Below are 18,971 nucleotides of genomic sequence, written 5' to 3'. Positions count from 1 at the left end.
CGAACCCCCCGCCCACCCGGTAGAGCAGGAGGATCATGCCGTGCAGATGCACAGAACCACCCGGATCACGGTGGTACTGCTCTTCGCCGCCTGGACCGTCGACTACATCGACCGCCTCGTCATCAATCTCGCGCTGCCGTCGATCGGCGAGACGTTCGGCCTCTCGCACGGGGCGCGCGGACTGATCGTCTCCGCGTTCTTCCTCACCTACGCGCTCTGCCAGATACCCGGTGGCCTGCTGGCGGACCGCTTCGGCGGCGTACGGATGGCTTCCCTGGCGCTGGTCCTGTGGTCGCTCTTCACCGGACTGACCGCCGTGGCCTGGTCGTTCACCGCACTGCTGGTCATCCGCTGCCTCTTCGGCGCAGCCCAGGGGCTGTTCCCCGGCGCGGCGCTGAACGCGCTGAGCCGACGCAGCATCCCCGCCCAGCGCATGACGGCGACCGGCTGGCTGCAGAGTTCCAACGCGGTCGGCGGCCTGCTGGCCTCCGTCCTCGCGTCGGTGCTGCTGTCCCTGTGGGACTGGCGCGCCATGTTCCTGACCGTCTGCCTGCTGGGCGTGCTGGTCCTCGTCGCCGTACGGCGCTGGATGCCGGCGCCGCTGCCCGAGGCCGACACCGGGGCCGACGTGCCCCGTACGAAGGGCGCGGCGCGGGCTGTGCTGCGCTCGCCGGCCATCTGGGGTTTCGCGCTGCTGTTCTTCGCCTACGACGTGGTGATCTGGGGTCTGAACTCCTGGAGCGGCTCGTACCTGATCGAGGAGCGCGGTCTGCACGTCGGCTCCGCCGGGCTGGTCACCCTCGGCCCGACCGTGCTGGCAGCGGCCGGTGCCGTGCTCGGCGGCAAGCTGTCGGACCGCTTCGAGGGCCGGCCGCGCCGGATCATCGTGCCCGCCATGCTGGCCGTCGCCGTACTGCTCTTCCTGCTGCCCCGCACCGCCTCCATCGCTCAGTTCGTCCTCTGCGGCACGTTGCTGAGCGGCGCGGCGGGCCTGTGCTACCTGCCCTGCTTCTCGGTACCGCTGCGCAGCCTGCCGCCCGGGCTGAGCGGGGTCGCCTCCGGGATCATCCTGTTCGGCGGCCAGCTCTCCGGCATCCTGACCCCCACCGTCTTCGGCACGGTGGTCGACCACTTCTCGTACGAAGCGGCCTTCACGATGCTCATCGTCGGGCCGGTGCTCGCGATCCTCGTGACGCTGCGAGTGCCGCAGACGACGCCGCGCTTCCTGGCGGCGTTCGGCGGCGCGTACGCGGCCGGACGGCAGGCCGGCGACCGTGCGTCCGCCCACCCCGCACCCCACCCGAAGGGATGACCATGACCGCACCCACCACCTCCCTCACAACCCCCCTGGAAACCGGCCTGCCGGACCACCTCCCGCACTGGGAGGACGTCTACCGCGACCTCCACTCCCACCCCGAACTCGCCTTCGCCGAGCACCGCACGGCCGCCGCCGTGGCCGCACAACTGCGCGCCGAGGCCGGCTGGGAGGTGACCGAAGGCGTGGGCGGTACCGGGGTAGTGGCGGTACTGCGCAACGGCGACGGCCCGGTCGTGCTGCTGCGCGCCGACATGGACGCGCTGCCCGTAGAGGAGGAGACCGGCCTGGAGTACTCGTCGACCGAGCCGGGCCGCATGCACGCCTGCGGCCATGACGTCCACGTCACCAGTCTGCTGGGCGCCTGCCGCCAGCTCGCCGCACACCCGGGCGCCTGGCGCGGCACGGTCGTGGCCGTCTTCCAGCCCGCCGAGGAGATCGGACAGGGCGCGCGCGCCATGCTGGAAGACGGGCTGCTGGACCGCTTCCCGCGCCCCGACGTGTGCCTGGGCCAGCACGTCGGGCCCTTCCCCGCGGGCCTGGTGGTGACCCGGCCGGGCCCGCTGATGGCGGCCGCCGACAGCCTGCGGGTCACCCTGCACGGCGCGGGCGGGCACGCCTCGACCCCGCAGTACTGCGTCGACCCGCTCGTGCTGGCCGCCACGGTCGTGCTCCGCCTGCAGACCTTCGCGGCCCGCCAGGCCCCGTATACCCAGGCGACGATCCTGACCGCCGGCGCGCTGCACTCCGGGACGGTGGCCAACATCATCCCGCACACCGCCGAACTGCTGCTCAGCCTGCGGACGTTCAGCACGGAGGCGCGGGACGAGGCGTTCGAGGCGATCCGGCGCATCATACGGACCGAGGCGGAGTCGTTCGACGTGCCGCGGCCGCCGGAGATCACCGCGTACGACCCCTTCCCGCTCACGGTCAACGACGAGGACGCGACGCGCCGCGTCCTCACGGCGATCGAAACGACGGGCGCCCCCACGCACGTCCTGCAGTCCCCCTTCGCGGCCAGCGAGGACTTCGGCGCCCTGGGGACCGCGGCCGGCTGCCCCTCGGTCTTCTGGCACTTCGGCGGCATCGCGCACGACCGCTTCACCGAGGAGGGCATCGCCGCCCTGCACCGCGGTGCCCAGCCGCCCGGCGTCCCGGCGCCCCACTCCCCGCACTACGCCCCCGACCCGGCCCCCACCCTCCCGGCCGGCATCCGCAACCTCCTCGCGGTGACGACGGAGTGGCTGCGCCCGGGCGGCGAGTGAGGGACACGCCGCCGTTCGGAGCAGTCGGAGATCGCCCGGGCCGGCCGGACATGAGGGGATGGAAGCGGTGGCGGGCCCCCGCCACCGCGAACCTGGGAGGCACCATGGCCGAGGAACGTACGAACCGGGACCCGCATGAGGCCGACATGGCCCCGTCCCAGAACCGCGAGCCCGCCAAGGACGAGCGGGACCGCAGCGCCGAGGAGGTCAACGCGGACCAGCCGTCCGTACGAGGCGAAAGGCCGGGACCCGCACCGAAGCGCCCCTCAACGCCGGGGGAGCGTCGCGCGCCCAAGCGGACTTAGGAGCGAGTGCCGTCCCCGCGGCGCCACGGCGGCCGTCCCTGTGTGGCCGCGAGGATCGCGCCCGCCAGCAGGACCGCCGCGCCCGCCGCCTGCACCGGACCGAAGGACTCGCCGAGGAACAGCGTGCCGCAGACGGTGTTCACGACCGGCACGGTGAACATCATCAGCGAGGCGGAGGCCGGACCCACCGCGCCCACTCCTCGGTAGTACAGGAGGTTGGCGACGGCCGCGGCGCCCAGCGCCAGGAACCCGACGTTCAGCCAGAGGCCCGGCGGCAGTTCGCCCCAGCGCACGTCCGGAACGGCGGGCGCGGCGACCAGGCCCAGCAGGACGGCGCCCGCACAGGTGGCATACGTCGTGGCGCGCAGCGGGTCGGCACCGGCCAGTACCCGTGGCCCGGCGAGCGTGTACGCGGCCCAGCAAGCCGCGCTGAGGAGGAACAGCGCGTCCCCGGCGAGCCGGGACGGGCCCCCGCCCGCACTGCCGCCGGCCCCCAGGAAGAAGATCACGGCCCCGGCGAGGCCGAGCCCCAGCCCCGCCAGCCGCGCCCGCGACGCCCGCTCCCGCCCCGTGACCAGCAGGAACAGGCTGGTGAGCACGGGGCTCATGACCGGTATGAGGATGCCCGCGTCGAGCGACGGGGCGAGCGAGAGGCCCCAGAAGAAGACGCTGTTGTAGGCGAATACCCCCAGTACGCCCGCCAGGGCGGCGCGACCGCCGGCCCGCCGCGACGCCTTCGTACCCTGCCGCCGGGAGCCGAAGAGGACCATCGCCACCAGCAACGCCAGCGCGGCACCCCCGAAGCGCAGCAACGCCGCCACCGCGTGCGGTACGTGCTCCACGACCGTCTTGGAGCTGGCGAAGGCGCTGCCCCACAGCACCATCGTGACCGACAACTGCACATACGGGCTGTTCAAGCCCCTGTTCATCGAGTTCAACGCGCTCGTGCCGCTTGTGCTGCTCGTGGTGTTCGTGGTGTTCGTGGACATGGCTCCGACTCTGACGGCCCGGAGCCCCGCCCGTCTTGAACGCTCGTGCGCGCACACGGCAGAGCGTCCGCACTCGGCAGCGCGCCCGCGCCCGCGCGTCATAATGCGGCCATGGGGACGGGCGCGGGCGGCAGTTGGGTGCGGTACTGGCGGGACGGCACCCGCCCCGTGGAGGCCATGCACGCGCGCTTCCGCGACCACGTCTATCCGCTGCACAGTCACGACACGTACTCCTTCGGCATCACCGACGCCGGTGCCCAGCGCTTCCGCTGCCGCGGTGCCGCGCACACCAGCGGCGCCGGGATGGTGATGGCGTTCAACCCGGAGGACGTGCACGACGGCCGGGCCGCGGCGGAGCTGGGCTACCACTACCGGATCGTGCACCTCGGCCCGTCCGTCGTGCGTGACGTACTCGCCGATGCCACCGACGGCCGCTCCGGCGCGCTCCCACTGTTCCCGCACCCCGTACTGACCGACCCGGCGCTCGCGTACGCGCTCACCCGGCTGCACGCCGCGCTGGCCGGCACCACCGATCCGCTGGTCCGCGACGAACGTCTGACCGCGGCCGTGACCGCGCTGGCCCGCCGCGCCGCCACCGCTTCGGCCTCCGCCGCGCTCGCCGCCCGCACGCCCACCGACCGCGCCCGCCGCCAGGCCGCGCGCCGGGCGCGGGATCTGCTGCAGGAGGCGTACCTGGAGGCCGTGCCCGCCGAGCGGCTGGCGGCGGCCGCCGGGTGCAGCCGGTTCGCGCTCTACCGGGCCTTCCGCGCCGAGTACGGCCTCGCCCCCAGCGACTATCAGCGACAACTCCGGCTGCGGCGGGCCCGTTCGCTGCTGCGTGCCGGTACGACGCCCGCCGACGCCGCGGCCGCCACCGGCTTCGCCGACCAGGCGCACTTCAGTCGCTGGTTCCAACGCGTCTACGGCGTGACACCCGGCGTGTTCCGGAGCGCACCTCTGGACGGGTGAACGGCGGCGGACACGCCCGGGGAGCGTGGCGGAGGGCAGGGGACCGGCGGCAGGGGACTCAGGCGGGGCGGGGTCGTTTGTCCGCGGTCAAGTGGGTACGCGGGGGGCCGGTGGGAGCTTACGGTACGGACGGCGCGCGCACTGGCAAACTGTGCCCAGTGGGGCAAACCGGCAATAGGATGACGAAAGCGTGTCAGTCGCGGCGGTCATCCGCGCTCCGGACGGCACCCGCCCACGCCACCCGACCCGACGACGAGTACGCGGAGCCATGAAACACGGGCAGAACGAACGATCCAGGCAAGCGCGCAAGGCTACGCAGTCCGCCGGGTACGGTTCGGGCAGCGTACGAACCGAGCGCATGGTGCGTACGCTGCTACGCCGACGCAAGCGCCCGGTGGCCCCCGAGGACGTCACGGTTGTCGACAAACCCCAGGTCAGACGGGCGGTTTCGGCCGCGGCCCTGGGCAACACGATGGAGTGGTTCGACTTCGGCGTCTACGCCTATGTCGCGCCCACCCTCGGCAAGGTCTTCTTCCCCTCCAGCTCGCCCGGCGCGCAGGTGATCTCCACCTTTGCCACCTTCGCCGCGGCCTTCCTCGTGCGCCCGCTCGGCGGCCTGGTCTTCGGGCCGCTGGGTGACCGCATCGGACGCCAGCGGGTGCTCGCCGCCACCATGATCATGATGGCGATCAGCACCTTCGCGGTCGGCTTCCTGCCGAGCTATGAGTCCATCGGCCTGGCCGCGGCCATACTGCTGTTGCTGTGCCGGCTGGTGCAGGGCTTCTCGACCGGCGGTGAGTACGCGGGCGCCACGACGTACATCGCGGAGTACTCACCGGACCGCAAACGCGGCTTCCTCGGCAGCTGGCTCGACTTCGGTACGTTCGTCGGCTACTCGCTCGGCTCCAGCCTCGTCACCGTCCTGACCGCCGTCCTCAGCGACGAGCAGATGCTCTCGTGGGGCTGGCGCATCCCCTTCTACGTCGCCGGGCCGCTCGGCCTGATCGGCCTCTACATGCGGATGAAGCTGGAGGAGACCCCGGCCTTCCAGGAGGTCGAGGCCAAGCATCAGGAGGCACAGAAGGACGGCGCCCTGACGGAGGACCCGGTCGAGCAGGCTCGTATGTCCGGCAAGGGCCGCCTGAAGGAGCTGTTCACGCACCACTGGGAGGCCATCCTCATCTGCATGGGCCTGGTGCTGCTCTACAACGTGACCAACTACATGGTCACTTCCTACCTGCCCACCTACATGACCAGCACCCTCGGCGAACCCGACCTGACCGCCCAGCTGCTCGTCCTCGGCACGATGGTCCTGGTCGTCCTGACGATCACCACCGTCGGCCGTTCCTCGGACCGATTCGGCCGCCGCCCCATGTTCCTCTGGGCGGGCTCGGCGATGGTGGTGCTCGCCATCCCCGCCTTCCTCCTCATCAAGCAGGGCGGCATCCTGCTGCCCGCGATCGGCTGCGTGATCCTCGGCCTGCTGCTCGTCTGCTTCGCGGGCACCAGCGCGTCCACCCTGCCCGCCCTCTTCCCCACCCATCTGCGCTACGGCGGCCTGTCCGTCGCCTTCAACGTCTCCGTCTCGCTCTTCGGCGGTACGACCCCGCTGGTCGCCTCGGCGCTGGTGGAGTCCACGGGCGACAAGATGGTGCCCGCGTACTACCTGATGGCGGCCGGCATCATCGGCGTCATCTCGGCCGTCTTCCTCCACGAGACGGCCGGCAAGCCGCTGCGCGGCTCCTCGCACATGGTCGAGGACGAACAACAGGCCCGCGAGCTCGTCGCCCACAGCCGCACCCGCGCAGGCCGCCGGGCCCGCGACGTCTGGATCGGCCTCCGCCATGGCCGCTTGCCGCGGCACCACGAGCGGAAGGGCGACGAATAGCCGCCACGCTCCACCGCCCCCCCCGTGCCCGCCGGTCCGCACCCGACCGGCGGGCACACGTGTCAGCGGGGGCGGGGTGCGTACCCGAGGGACGACCGGGCAGGGTAGGTGACTGCCGGTCATGCGATTCCCGTGGCCGGCGGGGCCGGAACGGTCGAACGGACCGGTGCGGCCTGAACGCATGCGCCAAGCACGGGGAGTGAGTGGATTTTGATTACGCGGCGGCGTCTTCTGGCACTGTCGGGCGGAGCTTTTGTGGCCGCGGGGTGCTCGACGGGTGACCAACAATCCGCGGAGAAGGCCGGCCGCGATGCCACTGGGAAGGCTGCCACCGGGAAGGCTGCCGCCGGAAGAGCCGCCGCCGACGGCCCGGCCGGCATCCTGGGGGCGAACTTCAACGAGGACCCCGACAGCGTGACCTTCGCCGAGTTGCGCGAGCTCTCCGCGAGCTGGCTCCGGGGCTTCGTCCCGATGCCCGAGGTCGGGGCCGACGCCTCCCGGCAGCGTGCCGTGAAGAAGCTGCTGGATGCCCACCGGCAGGGCTACGGCACGGTGCTCTCGCTGAAGTTCCCGTACAACCACCGGGCCCTGCCACGGCCGGACAGCCCGGCCATGGCCGCGGAGCTCGACCGGGTCGACAAGGTCCTGCACGCCGTGCTCGACTCCGTCGACGTACTGGCCATCGCCAACGAGCCGTTCATCGAAAGCCTGCAGCAGGACCGCGACTCGGGCGCGCTGAACACCTTCTACGAAAAGATCGCGGCGCACGTCATCGCGTACCGCAAGAAGCACTTCCCCTCCGGCTGCCGTACCCGCCTCTACATGGGAGCGCTCAACTTCCTCGACCAGCCGGACAAGCGGACGAAGGCCACCGACCGCTGGCTGTCCTTCACGCGCGCCACCCCGGAGATCGAGGGGGTGGACATCCACCCGCACGTGGCCGGGCCGGGCAACGTGCAGGCGTACCTCGACTACGTGCTGCCCCGGCTGCGGAAGGAGCAGAAGTTCCTGGTCACCGAGTTCTCCCTGGTGAAGCTGTGGGAGCAGCACCTGAAGGATGCGGTGCCCGCCCCGTACGCGCGCCGCTACGGCGTTTCGCCTGACACCCGGGTATGGCAGGTGATCAAGCAGGCCATCGAGCACCCCGTGCCGGCGGAGCAGTGGCGGGACTTCCTCTCGATGAGCCCCTGGTTCGAGAACCACAAGCACTTCCTGCGGACTCAGGTGGGCCGGTTCCGGGACACCGGACGCCTCGCCGTGGCCACGTACGGTGTCACCCAAGCAGCCGCGATGGCCCAGGACTTCGGGCCGGACAAGCAGCCCTGGCTGTTGAACAGCCTCTACGCCAACCGCACCGTCGAGCGGCCCGACGGCGGTCTGCCGGCCCCCAATTACGGGTTCTTCGACGACTTCCGCGCCCTCCAGCGGTCGCAGGACCGCCGGCCGGTCAGCTCGCGGTGACGCGGATCTTCGACTGGCCGTGCCGACGGGTCTCCCAGTCGTCCATGAAGCGGGCCTTGAGGCCGTATGTCGCGGCGAGGGCGATGAGGGTTTCGGTGCGGTAGTAGAAGTCCTCGCGGAGGACCTGGTGTTCGGTGCCGGTGGTGCGGTCGAAGGTGAAGTCGAAGAAGCCGCCGGGGGCCAGGACGCGGCCGACGTGGGCCAGGCACTCGTCGATGATTTCGATGGGGGAGTGCGAGAAGACGCTGTGGGCGTGTACGACGTCGAAGTAGGCGTCGGGGAGGAAGTCCAGGGTGAGGTCCTGAGTGATCGTCAGGTGCGGCACCTTCTCCTGGAGGCCCTGGGTGGTCAGGGTCTGCTTCGCGGCGATGAGGATGTCGGGGGAGATGTCGATGCCGTAGTAGTGGCCCGGTTCCAGGTGGTCGATGAAGTGCCAGCCGGCGCGGAGGTTGCCGCAGCCGATGTCGAGCATCCGTGACTGCGGCGTGAGGCCGTGCTCGCGGAGGTAGTCGAACTGCATCTTCCCCAGCGCCAGCCAGCGGTCGTGCGTCTGGCTGCCGACGGCGGCCTCGGGGTTGCGGCGGGTGTCGGAGGCCATGACGGCGCGGTAGTAACCGACGTGGTCGGGGTGTTTGAAGGCCAGCCAGCGGTCCCGGGCCGCGCGCTTGACGTACGGGGCGATGCGGTGCGGGTGGCCTATGGCGTACCGGACCTTGTGGGTGAGGGCGGCGCGGTTGGCGACCAGGTTCTTCTTCGTGGCCATGCGTGGTACTCCAAGTACTCCGAGCACCTCAATGTGAGGTGAGGTTCGCCTGCTCGTCGGACTATACATGGCATGTATACGTGGGGTGTATAGATGGGTGGAGTGCGGGGCGGGAGTGGGAGTGTGCGGGAGGCGGGGGCCATGTGCGGCCCCCGCCGGGGGTGTCAGAGCAGGCGGCTGATGGCGGGCATCAGGTCCTGGAAGGTGCGGCCCGAGGCCGGTTCGCCGAGGGCGGCCATCTGCCAGGTGGTGCCGGAGCGGTAGACCTTGGCCATGATCTGGGCGGTGTGCTGGCCGCCGCCGGTGAGGGTGTAGCGGGCCAATTCTTCACCGGTGCTCTCGTCGATCAGTCGGCAGTATGCGTTCTGCACTTCTTTGAAGGTCTGGCCGGTGAAGGAGTTCACCGTGAAGACGATCTGGTCGACGTGGGGCGGGACGCGCCGGAGGTCGACCGCGATGGATTCGTCATCGCCCTGCCCCGTGCCGCCGACGAGGTTGTCCCCGCTGTGCTGCACGGAACCGTCGTCGCTGGTCAGGTGCTGGAAAAAGACGACGTCCACGGGCTGTTTGTCGGCGAGGAGCACCGCCGAGGCGTCCAGGTCGATCTCCCGGGTGCCGGCCAGCTTGGCGAGGAAGCCCTTGCGCTGCGCTGCCTGCCAGCCCAGGCCCATGCGTACGACGCTGAGCGTGCCGCCGTCGGACTTGCTCAGGCTGATCTGCTGACCCTTGTTCAGATTCACGGACATACGGAGAAGCCTCGCTTGTGTCGGTCGGTTCCCGGCAGTGGGTGGAGCTGAAGCCAGGGGTTGAATCTTCGGTATCTACAGCAGTGTAGAGATCCGAGGGTGATACGACCGGGTGGTACGACCGGAGTGTCAGCGTACGAGCGGTGGCAGGGCCGTGGCCATGCGGTGGCGTTCGACGGCGCGGGTGATGTCGTCGTTCACCAGCTCTTGGTTGAGGGCGAAGGCCGCGGCCGCGCCCATGCCGGCGGCGGTGACCACCAGCGCGCGGGGGTCGATGACATTGCCCACCGCCCACACACCGGGCACGCTGGTGCGGCCCGCGCGGTCGGTGATGACCCAGCCGTTGTCGTCCTTCGCGCAGCCCATACCGGTGAGCAGGGCGTCGCGGGGCACCATCGTCGGGAAGACGAAGACCGCGCTGCGGGGTACTACGCGTCCCTCGGTCAGTTCGACCCCGCGCAGCCGGTCGTCCTCCACCACGAGCCGCTTGACCGTGCCCTCGACGATGCGCACTCCGCGGGCGGCCAGCCGCTCGCGCTCCTCCTCGCTCGGCTGCTGGGTGTGCGCGAAGTACACGATGTCGTCCGACCACTGGCGCAGCAGCAGCGTGTGGCCGACCGCGCCCGGGTGCGTACCCAGTACCCCGATCGGCTGGTCACGGACTTCGTAGGCGTGGCAGTACGGGCAGAACAGCAGGTCGGTACCCCATCGTTCGCGGACGCCCGGGATGTCGGGCAGGGTGTCGCGCAGTCCGGTCGCCACCACGACGTGGCGGGCGTCGAGTGCGGGGCCGCCGGCCGGCCGTATCCGGAAACCGGGCCGGGATTCGGGGAGGACGTCCACTCGGTCGACCTGACCTGTTATCAAGTGCGCGCCATACCCGGCCAGTTCGGTGCGTCCGGCTGCCAGCAGCTCCCTCGGCGCCATGCCGTCCCGGGAGAGGAAGCCGTGCATGTGCGCGGCGGGGGCGTTGCGCGGCTGCCCGGCGTCCACTACTGCCACTCGGCGGCGGGAACGGGCCAGTACCAGCGCGGCGTTGAGCCCGCCGGCACCCGCACCGATCACGATCACGTCGTACGCGGAGTCGTCGGCTGTTGCGTTCGTCATGCTCCTCACGGCCTTCCTGTCTTCTGTTTGCCGTCTTCCTGTCGCTCGCGGCGGTGACTTGTGGCATCAGGGTGCGGGCGCCGCCCAGTAGAGGCAATGTCTGTTGCCGTTTCCGGGACGGGGCGGTGCAATGGGCGGCGTGGAGCATTCACCCGCCATCGCCCGAGCCCTCACCGAAGTCGGTCCCCGCCTCAAGCGCCTGCGCACTCAGCGCGGCGTGACCCTGGCGGCGCTCTCCGAGGCGACCGGTATCTCGAAGAGCACGCTCTCCCGTCTGGAGGCCGGGCAGCGCCGCCCCAGCCTGGAGCTGCTGCTGCCGATCTCGCAGGCGCACCAGGTGCCGCTGGACGAGCTGGTCGTCGCCCCCGAGGTCGGCGATCCCCGCATCCGCCTCACGCCGCAGCGCGTGAACGGCAACATCGTGCTGCCGCTCACCCGGCAGCCCGGCCCGCTGCAGACCTTCAAGATGATCCTCCCGGCCACTCGGAGCGAACCGGAGCTGTGCACCCACGAGGGGTACGAGTGGCTCTACGTGCTCTCCGGGCGGCTGCGGTTGATCCTGGCCGACCACGACCTGGTACTGCCTCCGGGCGAGGCGGCGGAGTTCGACACCCGGCTGCCGCACTGGTTCGGCAGTACCGGTGACGGACCGGTCGAGCTGCTGAGCCTCTTCGGGCGCCAGGGCGAGCGCATGCACGTACGTGCCAAGCCGAAGGCCCGGGAGGGCAAGAGTCGCGAGGGCGAGAGCCGGGAGGGAGAGGCCGGTGGCTGATCACTCCAGGTGGGCCGGGCTACCCTTCACTGCCCACCTTCCCTGTCGATGAGGAGTATTCGCAGTGAGTCACCCCGGGCCGCCGCCGCAGACGCCGTACGGCTACCCGCCCCAGCAACCGCCGATGAAGCAGCAGGCACACGGGTCCCCCTACCCGCCCCCGCAGCAGGCCGGGTTCTCGTACGCGCCGCAGCATCCGCCGTATGCCGGCTGGTTGCAGCGTGCGGGCGCGTTCGTGCTCGACGTTCTGATCAACTTCGGGCCGATGTGGCTGCTGATGGGCATCGGGACCGGCATCGCAGAGAGCTCGGGCGAAAGCGGCGAGGCCTTCGCGAACATCGTGGCCTGGATCGGGGTCCTGGCGATGATCGTGGCCGTGGTCTTCCAACTGCGGCGCGAGGGCCGGACCGGGCAGACCGTGGGCAAGAAGGTCCTCGGCATCCGGGCCATCCGCGAGCGTGATGGTCAGATGCTCGGCGTCGGACTGGCCCTGGGCCGCCGGCTGCTCCAGTTCCTGAACAACGTGGTGTTCGGGCTGGGCTGGTGGTGGGCCATCTGGGACGCCAAGAGCCAGACGTTCGCTGACAAGATCACCAGCGTGGTCGTCGTGCGCGCCGACGCCGCGCCGATGCCTCAGCCCGGCGGCACCTGGCAGTAGACCGTCGACACCTGGCGGTAGACGGTCGACACCTCGCAGTAGGCCGTCGACACCGGACAGTAGACCGGCGGACGTGGACACTCACCGTCCGCCGGTCGCGCTCCGGCGGGCGCCGCAGCAGTGGCGGATGAGGTCAGGCGTCAGCGGGCCGCCGTCCGGCGAGGTCACGACGGCCCGGAGCTCGGGCGACTCCGCCGCGGCGCGCAGCGGACCGGGGAAGTGCTCGGAGCACCACAGGGGTTCGGCGATGCCCGCCACCGCTTCGGGGCAGGCGGCCAGGTGGTCCGCGACGTTCGGCCAGCGGACGCAGATCAGGCACCACAGGGCCAGCGCGTCCGGATCCACATGGATGTCCTCCAGGAACCGGATGGAACGCAGGATGCTGTACGTGTTGAGGAACTTCTTGACCGCCCGCGGATTGTCGCCGAGCACGGGCGCGAATTTCCGCAGGGTGTGCTCGGCGCGGCGGCGCTCGGTGATGCTGTTCAGCCTCTCCGATACCCATTCCGCACGGCCCACCTCGAACTGCCGCAGGCGCTCCAGGAAATCCCCGTCGGACCGCGGCCGCGGCGACTCCGGGAGTGGCGAGCTCTCCGCCTCCGGGCGTGCTTGCGTGACCCTGAGCATCTCGTCCAGATATGAGGAGCGCGCCGCGGTGGAGAGTACCGGCATCGGGAGCGAGAGCTGAAAGAGCTTGTCCAGGAAGAGGTATCCGAGTGGTCGGCCGGGCTCGGCGATGCACTCGACGAACGATTCATGAGCGGATTCATAGCTGCGTCTGAGCCAGGCGCCGTCCGCCGCGACGACGAAATAGGCGCCCGCATTCGTGCCGTTGTTGGCGCTCCGTGAAGCCCCCATGGTGCGCACCAGGGTCTGGATCATGTCCAGGAATTCCACCACGTACGCCTGGTCGCAGCGGTCGAGATCGTCGATGAAGAAGGCGACCGGTTTGTCGGAGCGCTGGAGCAGCCACTGGAAGTGGGCGGAGATGTCCGCCATCGGATTGGCCTGGGTCTGCTCGAACAGTCTGGCGCCGCGTACCGAATCCCACAGGAACAGGCGGGCGGCCACCAGGACCCCGGCGCCGAGCGTCCCCAAAGCGGCCAGCAGTGCCGTGACTGCCTTGGCCTGCTCCTGCCAGTTGAGCAGGCTCGGATTCTTCGGCCAGATGAGATAGCCGATGAGGGCGGCGAGAACGGCCACGACGACAAAGGCCATGGCGTACGGCGCGCCGGTTCTGCGGGCGCGTGCGGCCGATTCCCTGACCCGGATGAACGGGCGCCGCCACCACGGCCGGCCGCGCGTGATCTCCTGGCGCAGACAGGTGAGCAGGGACCACCAGGCGGGCGCGAGCCGAGACTGCTGCCAGGCGTCGAACCGTGCGACCCGGAAAGAGCCGTCGACGTGCTCCTCCAGCAAATTCAGAAGACTGCTCTTGCCACTGCCCCACGGGCCGTCGAGATGGACGAGAAAGGAAGTGTCGGGCTGCGTCATATGGGTTTCCACCAGACGCAGCGCGAGCACCTTTGCCACCGGTGCGCGATTCAGCAGGTCGACGGTGGCGGGTGCGTCGTGGAACCATTCGACGTCCTCGACATCCTCCACATCGTCGACCGCCTCGACGTCTCCGGCTTCCCCGACGCTCCCGAAATCCTCGAATTCAAATTCCCCGACCCCTTCGACCTCTTGGTAGCCCTGGACGTCGTCGTCGGAGACGGCCTCTTCGGAGGGTGCGTAGATGTCGGCCGTCGGGGGTGCCGCGGTGGCCGGCCCGGTCGCCGCCGCGTACGCCAGGTCGTATGCCGGGTTACGGACCAGGCCCAGCTCGCCGGCGCTGTTGACGCTCTGCACCTGCGGTGGCGGATATCCCAGGGCGCGCATGGTGTGCTGCAGCTCGCCCGCGATGGCCCGGAGGGTCAGCAGTTCGGCCGGCCCGGCAATGCCCTGCTTGAGCAGCCTGATCAGCTCGCCGGTGAAGGCCGTGAACGGTTCGCCCTCGCGAGCCATCGACAGTCGGGTGGCCGAGGACGATGTCAGGGTGAAGGTTCCGAAGATTCCGCTCAGCCCGGCGAGGTTCGTGGCGGGGGCGCCGGCCATGCTCGTGAAATCCAGGGCGCGGCCACTGAAGCAGCAATCCAGGATCACGATCTTGACCCTTGCGGGGCTCTGCTGCACGATCCGCCGTACGGTCGTGAAGGGCAGCGCCGACGTGGAGAGTTCCGCCTGCGTGGTGTCCGACAGGCCGAGATGCAATTCCCCGTCGTCGCCGATGAGACCGTGGCCCGCGTAGTAGACGAGCAGGACATCTTCGGTCCGGTCTGCCAGCCGCCGGAGTGAAGTGCCGACCTCACCGATATGACTGGGTTCGGCGATGACCAGAGGCTGCCGGAACCCACCTGCTTCTTCGAGGATTGCGCCCAGATCCACCAGGTTGTTGCGGATCGCGGGTATGTCGTCCAGCTCCGCATAGCGACTGCAGCCGATGAGAACGGCCTGTGAGCGTCGTGGATCGGGCAGCCGTGCCATTCGTCCCCCATGGTCCGTGCGCGGTTGTCCATTATGAGTTCTCTCACCCTCTCGCTCCCACCCCCGGCCGATATCGGGCTCCGGCGGAAGCGGTGGCATTCGGGGGCCGGGCGGGCTGGGATGATCGGGGTATGGCTGAACGTGTGATCGCCGCGTGTGACGGGGCGTCGAAGGGAAATCCCGGTCCGGCGGGCTGGGGCTGGGTCATCGCCGACGAGGCGGGCCGGCCCGCCCGCTGGGAGGCGGGGCCGCTGGGTACGGCGACGAACAACGTCGCGGAACTCACCGCGCTGGAACGGCTGTTGACGGCGGTCGACGCCGACGTGCCGCTGGAGGTCCGGATGGACTCCCAGTACGCGATGAAGGCGGTCACGACCTGGCTGCCCGGCTGGAAGCGCAAGGGCTGGAAGACGTCGGCCGGCAAGCCGGTCGCCAACCAGGAGCTCGTCGTCCGCATCGACGCGCTGCTCGCGGGCCGCGACGTGGACTTCCAGTACGTGCCCGCGCACCAGGTGGACGGCGACCCGCTCAACGACTTCGCCGACCGCGCCGCCAGCCAGGCCGCCACGGCCCAGGAGGCCGCGGGCAGCGAGTACGGCTCCCCGGAGCCCCCGGCCTCGGCGGCCCCGGCCCGAGCCGGTGCTTCCCGCCGCGCCCCGGGCGCCGCCAAGTCGTCAGTCGCCAAGTCGTCCGCCGCGTCGAAGCGGCGCGGCTCGGGGGCCTCCGCCCGCACCCTCAAGGCCAAGTTCCCCGGCCGCTGCCGCTGCGGCCGCTCCTACACCGCCGGGGAGACCATCGCCAAGAATCCGCAGGGCTGGGGCCACCCGGCCTGCCGGGTGGGGGCGGGGGAGAGCGGGGAGTGACCCACCCGGCGCCCACCGCCACCGGGATCGCGGCAGCCGTGCGGGCGGGGGAGACCGGCGCCGTCGAGGTCGTCTCGGCCGCGCTGGCACGGATCGACGAGACCGATCCGGAGCTGCACGCCTTCACCGAGGTGTGGCGGGACGCGGCGCTGGACCGGGCGGCCGAGGTCGAGCGGCTGGTCGCCGCCGGGGCTGACCTGCCTCTCGCCGGTGTACCGCTGGCGGTCAAGGGGCCTCGCGGCGCGCGGTACGCCGCGGCGCGGGCCCTGGTGGCCGCCGGGTGCGTGCCGGTCGGCGCGACGGCGGTACCGGGGCCGGGCACGCCGTGGCAGACCTGGGGGCTGGGACGGGGCGGGCGTACCCGTAACCCCTGGCGCGCCGACCGGACGCCCGGCGGCTCCTCGGCCGGGTCCGCCGCGGCGGTCGCGGTCGGTCTCGTACCGCTGGCCACGGGGAGCGACGGCGCGGGGTCGATACGGATTCCCGCCGCCTGGTGCGGAGTGTTCGGCCTGAAGGTCACCAACGGGGTGCTGCCCTCGCCCGACCGCACGGGCCTCGCCGCGCCCGGCGTACTCACCCGGTGCGCGGCGGACGCGGTCGCGTACTGGAACGCGGTGCGTACGCCACCTGCGGCGGCCGCCGATGAGAAGGGCAGCGGCGCCCTTGCCGGTGGCGCGCCGCCACCCGCCCTCTGGTCCGCGGACGGCGCTCCGCTGCCCGCCCTCTGGTCCGCCGATCTCGGTTTCGCCGGGCCGGATGCCGCGCAGGTGGAGATCGCCCGTCGGGCGGCCGGCCGGCTCGCCGAGGCGGGTGTCGTCCGGCTCGTGGCCGAGGGCACGGTCCGGCTGACCGACCCGGGCCCCGCCTGGCTCGCCCTGCGGACACCGGGAGCGGACCGGACCGCCGCCGAGCGGGTACGCGCGGACAACGACCGCCGGCTCGCCGCGCTCTTCGCCCGCGTCCCGCTCCTGCTGACGCCGGCCACGCCGAATCCGCCGCACGGTCACGAGGGTCCGGGCGACCGGTACAGTACGGCGCTCACCTGGGCGTTCAACCTCAGCGGGCATCCGGCGGCGAGCATTCCGGCCGGTTTCGGCGCGGACGGCTGCCCGGTGGGCCTGCAGCTCGTGGCCCCGCACGGCGGTGAGACGCTGCTCCTCGCCGTCGCCGCGGCGGCTGAGCGGGCCGCCGGGCTGTCCGCGAGGGGGCTCACGGGCAGCCGGGGCCTCACGGGCAGCCGGGACCTTACGGACTTCACGCCGGAGCGGTGAGGAAGTCCAGGAGCGCGGCGAGGAGCGGAGCGGGGGCGTCCAGGGGTACCAAGTGGCCCGCGTCGGGGATCAGTTGGAGCCGGGCGCCGGGGATGGCCGCTGCCAGTTCGTGTGCCTTGGCGACCGGGATCCAGGTGTCCTCCGCGCCCCAGCAGACGGTGACGGGGAGGTCGATACCGGCGTACTTCTCCTGGATCTCGTCGGTGTAGCGCTGATCCGCCTGCGCGATCTGCCGGTAGAACGCCGCCTGGCCCGTCTCGCCCGACCACGGCCGCACCAGTTCCTCGGCCACGTCGTCCCGCAGCCCCCGGTGGCTCGCGGAGCGGATGTACTCGCGTACCAGCGCGAGGTGCAGCGCGGGCGGCAACTGCTCGAAGACCGGGGCGTGTTCGCCGACCAGCCGGAAGAACGGCGAGCCCCATGGCGCGAGCGCCACCGGGTCGACCAGCGCCAGACGGCTGTATGCGGCGCCGTGCAGCAGGTGTGCCCGCAGGGCCACGGCCCCGCCGAAGTCATGGGCGACGACGGAGGGGCGCGTCAGCTCCCAGTGGGCGAGCAGCTCGGCGAAGACCCCGCCCTGGGCTGCGAGGGAGACGTCCTGGCCCTCGCGCTTCTCGGACGCGCCGTATCCGGGCATGTCCCAGACGTACACCTGGTACCGCTGGGCGAGTGCCTGGGCGATCTCCTGCCAGACGTACGAGGAGAAGGGCGTGCCGTGCAGGAGGACGACCGGGGCCGCGTCCTCGGGCCCGAAGCGTTCCCAGCGGACCGTGCCCGCCGCACTCGGGAAAGTCCTGCTCAACTGCCATGCGCGGGGGTCGGTCACGGGACTGGCACCCTTCCTGCTCAGGAGCAAAACTAGCTTTGCTCCTTACCGTAGCAGTCGCCGGCAGCGGTGGGCGCGAGGCCGTGCGGTCAGCCGTCGCCGTACGGAAGGTCGGTCGTCGTGCCGGCAGACCGCAGCCGGCAGACTGCAGACAGTCGACCCCCGAGCCCCGACCGCAGCCTCTCAGGCCGGCGCCGCCCCGGACCGATACTCGTACCCCGACCCCGACGAGTACGCCGACCCTGACGATCCCGACGAGTACGTCCCCGCCCCCTCCAGAGAGCCCGCCCCCGGCCACCCCGGCCGCTCCTCCCGGGGCAGTGTGGCCAGTGCCTGGGCCACCGTGGGGTACGTGCGCAGCAGCTCGCCGGAGCCGGTGAGGTGCAGTACGCGGGCGACGTTGTGGCGGACGCGGGCCAGCAGCAGCCGGCCCTGTCGCCGCTCCAGCAGCCATTGCAGGCTGAGCAGGCAGTTCAGGCCGCGGGAGTCGCAGAAGGTGAGAGTGGCGCAGTCCAGAACGACATGGTGGTGGCCGCGGTCCAGGAAAGTGCCCACGGAGGCGCGGAAGAGCTGCTCGGTAAAGTGGTCGAGCTCGCCGCTGATCCGCAGCACCGCGCCGGCCTCACAGGAGGCGAGCGCGGTCATCTCTAAGCCGTCGGGCAGCGGCATCTGGCAACCTCATCGTGCGGGGAGATGTCGGGGAGAGGTGAGCGACTCTCACGTTGCTGACAGTAGCGGGTCCTGTTCTTGGAAAGCGTGTGATTTCCTGCCAAGCGTGCCAATGGCCGGAATGGCTCCCCGGGCATGACAGGGCGGCCGGCGGGCACCCGGTGCGGCATGGGACTGCTCACGCAAATGGAAGACGCGGTGGAGCACTGGGAACACACCCTGGTCAATCGGGTGTTCCGGAGCGATCCGGTGCGGCTCGTCGACGCCCTGCGGCGCGAGTGCGACGACCACGCCGTCGTGTGCAGCGAGAGCCGGATACTGGTGCCCAACGTCTACGACATCGAGCTCGCCCGCTACGTCCACCAGGAGCTCGGCGAGCGGCACGGGCACGTGGGACGGGCGCTGACGGACGCGCTGGCCCGGCATGCCGCGGAGCATGGCTACGAGTGGGCGGGGCCGCTCACCGTCCATGTCGCCGAGACCAGGCACCGGCTCGCCAACGGGCGCTTCCGCATTACCAGCCAAGCCCTGCCGCACATCGCCCCGGACGCCTTCGACGCCCCCGGGTGAGGCACGAT

18 protein-coding genes are annotated in these 18,971 nt (G+C 71.0%); 11 read left to right on the top strand and 7 right to left on the bottom strand.

Annotated features, from left to right (window positions below):
* The first annotated feature begins 46 nt into the window (after positions 1–46).
* The 3 genes from IG84_RS0123095 (at position 47) to IG84_RS41235 (ending at position 2,885) form a co-directional block, all read left to right on the top strand.
* The gene (locus tag IG84_RS0123095) at positions 47–1,312 is read left to right on the top strand and encodes an MFS transporter (RefSeq protein WP_063761839.1); all 1,266 of its coding nucleotides are present in this window, start codon (positions 47–49) and stop codon (positions 1,310–1,312) included.
* A gap of 2 nt (positions 1,313–1,314) precedes the next feature.
* Positions 1,315–2,580 (top strand): amidohydrolase, encoded by a 1,266-nt coding sequence (locus IG84_RS0123090; RefSeq protein ID WP_107053946.1) that lies wholly within the window; start codon positions 1,315–1,317, stop codon positions 2,578–2,580.
* Between the two features lie 104 nt (positions 2,581–2,684).
* Positions 2,685–2,885 carry a hypothetical protein gene (locus IG84_RS41235; RefSeq protein WP_157848931.1) on the top strand — a complete coding sequence of 67 codons (201 nt, stop codon included), beginning with the start codon at positions 2,685–2,687 and terminating at the stop codon, positions 2,883–2,885.
* Here the strand turns inward: IG84_RS41235 and IG84_RS0123085 are convergent.
* Complete coding sequence (locus IG84_RS0123085) at positions 2,882–3,874, bottom strand: DMT family transporter (RefSeq protein ID WP_245659528.1); 993 nt, start codon at positions 3,872–3,874, stop codon at positions 2,882–2,884. The two genes, IG84_RS41235 and IG84_RS0123085, sit on opposite strands and share 4 nt — an antisense overlap.
* 111 nt (positions 3,875–3,985) lie before the next feature.
* Between IG84_RS0123085 and IG84_RS0123080 the strand changes: the two genes are divergently transcribed.
* The 3 genes from IG84_RS0123080 (at position 3,986) to IG84_RS0123070 (ending at position 8,192) form a co-directional block, all read left to right on the top strand.
* Positions 3,986–4,843, top strand: a complete 858-nt coding sequence (locus IG84_RS0123080) for an AraC family transcriptional regulator (protein ID WP_031060457.1) — start codon at positions 3,986–3,988, stop codon at positions 4,841–4,843.
* Between the two features lie 358 nt (positions 4,844–5,201).
* A complete protein-coding gene (proP, locus tag IG84_RS0123075; protein WP_031060455.1) occupies positions 5,202–6,731 on the top strand; it encodes a glycine betaine/L-proline transporter ProP in 1,530 nt (509 codons plus the stop codon).
* A 255-nt stretch (positions 6,732–6,986) separates the two neighbouring features.
* On the top strand, positions 6,987–8,192 hold the full coding sequence (locus IG84_RS0123070; protein WP_245659527.1) for a hypothetical protein: 1,206 nt from the start codon (positions 6,987–6,989) through the stop codon (positions 8,190–8,192).
* On the opposite strand, the gene IG84_RS0123065 is transcribed toward IG84_RS0123070, so the two are convergent.
* From IG84_RS0123065 to IG84_RS0123055, 3 genes are all read right to left on the bottom strand, one after another.
* Complete coding sequence (locus IG84_RS0123065; RefSeq protein WP_031060448.1) at positions 8,179–8,955, bottom strand: class I SAM-dependent methyltransferase; 777 nt, start codon at positions 8,953–8,955, stop codon at positions 8,179–8,181. The genes IG84_RS0123070 and IG84_RS0123065 overlap by 14 nt on opposite strands.
* 164 nt (positions 8,956–9,119) lie before the next feature.
* Entirely contained in the window at positions 9,120–9,701 is a 582-nt protein-coding gene (locus tag IG84_RS0123060; protein WP_031060447.1) for a TerD family protein, read from the bottom strand.
* Positions 9,702–9,830: 129 nt separating this feature from the next.
* On the bottom strand, positions 9,831–10,808 hold the full coding sequence (locus tag IG84_RS0123055; protein WP_031060446.1) for an NAD(P)/FAD-dependent oxidoreductase: 978 nt from the start codon (positions 10,806–10,808) through the stop codon (positions 9,831–9,833).
* Positions 10,809–10,938: 130 nt separating this feature from the next.
* Between IG84_RS0123055 and IG84_RS0123050 the strand changes: the two genes are divergently transcribed.
* Together IG84_RS0123050 and IG84_RS0123045 are read left to right on the top strand one after the other, a co-directional pair.
* Positions 10,939–11,580 carry a helix-turn-helix domain-containing protein gene (locus IG84_RS0123050; protein ID WP_211266507.1) on the top strand — a complete coding sequence of 214 codons (642 nt, stop codon included), beginning with the start codon at positions 10,939–10,941 and terminating at the stop codon, positions 11,578–11,580.
* Positions 11,581–11,644: 64 nt separating this feature from the next.
* On the top strand, positions 11,645–12,238 hold the full coding sequence (locus IG84_RS0123045; RefSeq protein WP_051862270.1) for an RDD family protein: 594 nt from the start codon (positions 11,645–11,647) through the stop codon (positions 12,236–12,238).
* Between the two features lie 81 nt (positions 12,239–12,319).
* Here the strand turns inward: IG84_RS0123045 and IG84_RS39005 are convergent, their stop codons facing one another.
* A complete protein-coding gene (locus IG84_RS39005) occupies positions 12,320–14,764 on the bottom strand; it encodes a caspase, EACC1-associated type (protein ID WP_051862268.1) in 2,445 nt (814 codons plus the stop codon).
* 131 nt (positions 14,765–14,895) lie between these two features.
* On the opposite strand from IG84_RS39005, the gene IG84_RS42365 reads away from it, so the two are divergent.
* Together IG84_RS42365 and IG84_RS0123020 are read left to right on the top strand one after the other, a co-directional pair.
* Positions 14,896–15,627 carry a ribonuclease H family protein gene (locus tag IG84_RS42365; protein ID WP_031060433.1) on the top strand — a complete coding sequence of 244 codons (732 nt, stop codon included), beginning with the start codon at positions 14,896–14,898 and terminating at the stop codon, positions 15,625–15,627.
* Complete coding sequence (locus IG84_RS0123020; RefSeq protein ID WP_063761834.1) at positions 15,624–16,898, top strand: amidase; 1,275 nt, start codon at positions 15,624–15,626, stop codon at positions 16,896–16,898. The genes IG84_RS42365 and IG84_RS0123020 overlap by 4 nt, the downstream gene beginning before the upstream one ends.
* On the opposite strand, the gene IG84_RS0123015 is transcribed toward IG84_RS0123020, so the two are convergent.
* Positions 16,882–17,724, bottom strand: a complete 843-nt coding sequence (locus IG84_RS0123015) for an alpha/beta fold hydrolase (RefSeq protein WP_031060427.1) — start codon at positions 17,722–17,724, stop codon at positions 16,882–16,884. The genes IG84_RS0123020 and IG84_RS0123015 overlap by 17 nt on opposite strands.
* A 183-nt stretch (positions 17,725–17,907) precedes the next feature.
* Positions 17,908–18,393 (bottom strand): STAS domain-containing protein, encoded by a 486-nt coding sequence (locus tag IG84_RS0123010; RefSeq protein ID WP_051862266.1) that lies wholly within the window; start codon positions 18,391–18,393, stop codon positions 17,908–17,910.
* A gap of 186 nt (positions 18,394–18,579) precedes the next feature.
* Between IG84_RS0123010 and IG84_RS0123005 the strand changes: the two genes are divergently transcribed.
* Positions 18,580–18,963, top strand: coding sequence for a DUF3662 domain-containing protein (locus tag IG84_RS0123005; RefSeq protein WP_245659526.1), 384 nt, complete (start codon positions 18,580–18,582; stop codon positions 18,961–18,963).
* The last annotated feature ends 8 nt before the right edge of the window (positions 18,964–18,971 follow it).

Origin of the sequence: Streptomyces ochraceiscleroticus (assembly GCF_000720485.1) — a bacterium.
Classification (GTDB): Bacteria; Actinomycetota; Actinomycetes; order Streptomycetales; family Streptomycetaceae; genus Streptomyces; species Streptomyces ochraceiscleroticus.
Note: the sequence above shows the minus strand (reverse complement) of the source record. Positions and strands in the feature narration are given on the sequence as shown.

What these genes read in the sequence shown, in the direction of transcription:
- IG84_RS0123055 (WP_031060446.1), bottom strand. Translation starts at nt 10,808, where the DNA reads ATGACGAACGCAACAGCCGACGACTCCGCGTACGACGTGATCGTGATC.
- IG84_RS0123095 (WP_063761839.1), top strand. Translation starts at nt 47, where the DNA reads ATGCACAGAACCACCCGGATCACGGTGGTACTGCTCTTCGCCGCCTGG.
- IG84_RS0123005 (WP_245659526.1), top strand. Translation starts at nt 18,580, where the DNA reads ATGGAAGACGCGGTGGAGCACTGGGAACACACCCTGGTCAATCGGGTG.
- IG84_RS0123085 (WP_245659528.1), bottom strand. Translation starts at nt 3,874, where the DNA reads ATGTCCACGAACACCACGAACACCACGAGCAGCACAAGCGGCACGAGC.
- IG84_RS41235 (WP_157848931.1), top strand. Translation starts at nt 2,685, where the DNA reads ATGGCCGAGGAACGTACGAACCGGGACCCGCATGAGGCCGACATGGCC.
- IG84_RS0123080 (WP_031060457.1), top strand. Translation starts at nt 3,986, where the DNA reads ATGGGGACGGGCGCGGGCGGCAGTTGGGTGCGGTACTGGCGGGACGGC.
- IG84_RS39005 (WP_051862268.1), bottom strand. Translation starts at nt 14,764, where the DNA reads ATGGCACGGCTGCCCGATCCACGACGCTCACAGGCCGTTCTCATCGGC.
- IG84_RS42365 (WP_031060433.1), top strand. Translation starts at nt 14,896, where the DNA reads ATGGCTGAACGTGTGATCGCCGCGTGTGACGGGGCGTCGAAGGGAAAT.
- IG84_RS0123065 (WP_031060448.1), bottom strand. Translation starts at nt 8,955, where the DNA reads ATGGCCACGAAGAAGAACCTGGTCGCCAACCGCGCCGCCCTCACCCAC.
- IG84_RS0123050 (WP_211266507.1), top strand. Translation starts at nt 10,939, where the DNA reads ATGGGCGGCGTGGAGCATTCACCCGCCATCGCCCGAGCCCTCACCGAA.
- IG84_RS0123010 (WP_051862266.1), bottom strand. Translation starts at nt 18,393, where the DNA reads ATGCCGCTGCCCGACGGCTTAGAGATGACCGCGCTCGCCTCCTGTGAG.
- proP (WP_031060455.1), top strand. Translation starts at nt 5,202, where the DNA reads ATGGTGCGTACGCTGCTACGCCGACGCAAGCGCCCGGTGGCCCCCGAG.
- IG84_RS0123060 (WP_031060447.1), bottom strand. Translation starts at nt 9,701, where the DNA reads ATGTCCGTGAATCTGAACAAGGGTCAGCAGATCAGCCTGAGCAAGTCC.
- IG84_RS0123090 (WP_107053946.1), top strand. Translation starts at nt 1,315, where the DNA reads ATGACCGCACCCACCACCTCCCTCACAACCCCCCTGGAAACCGGCCTG.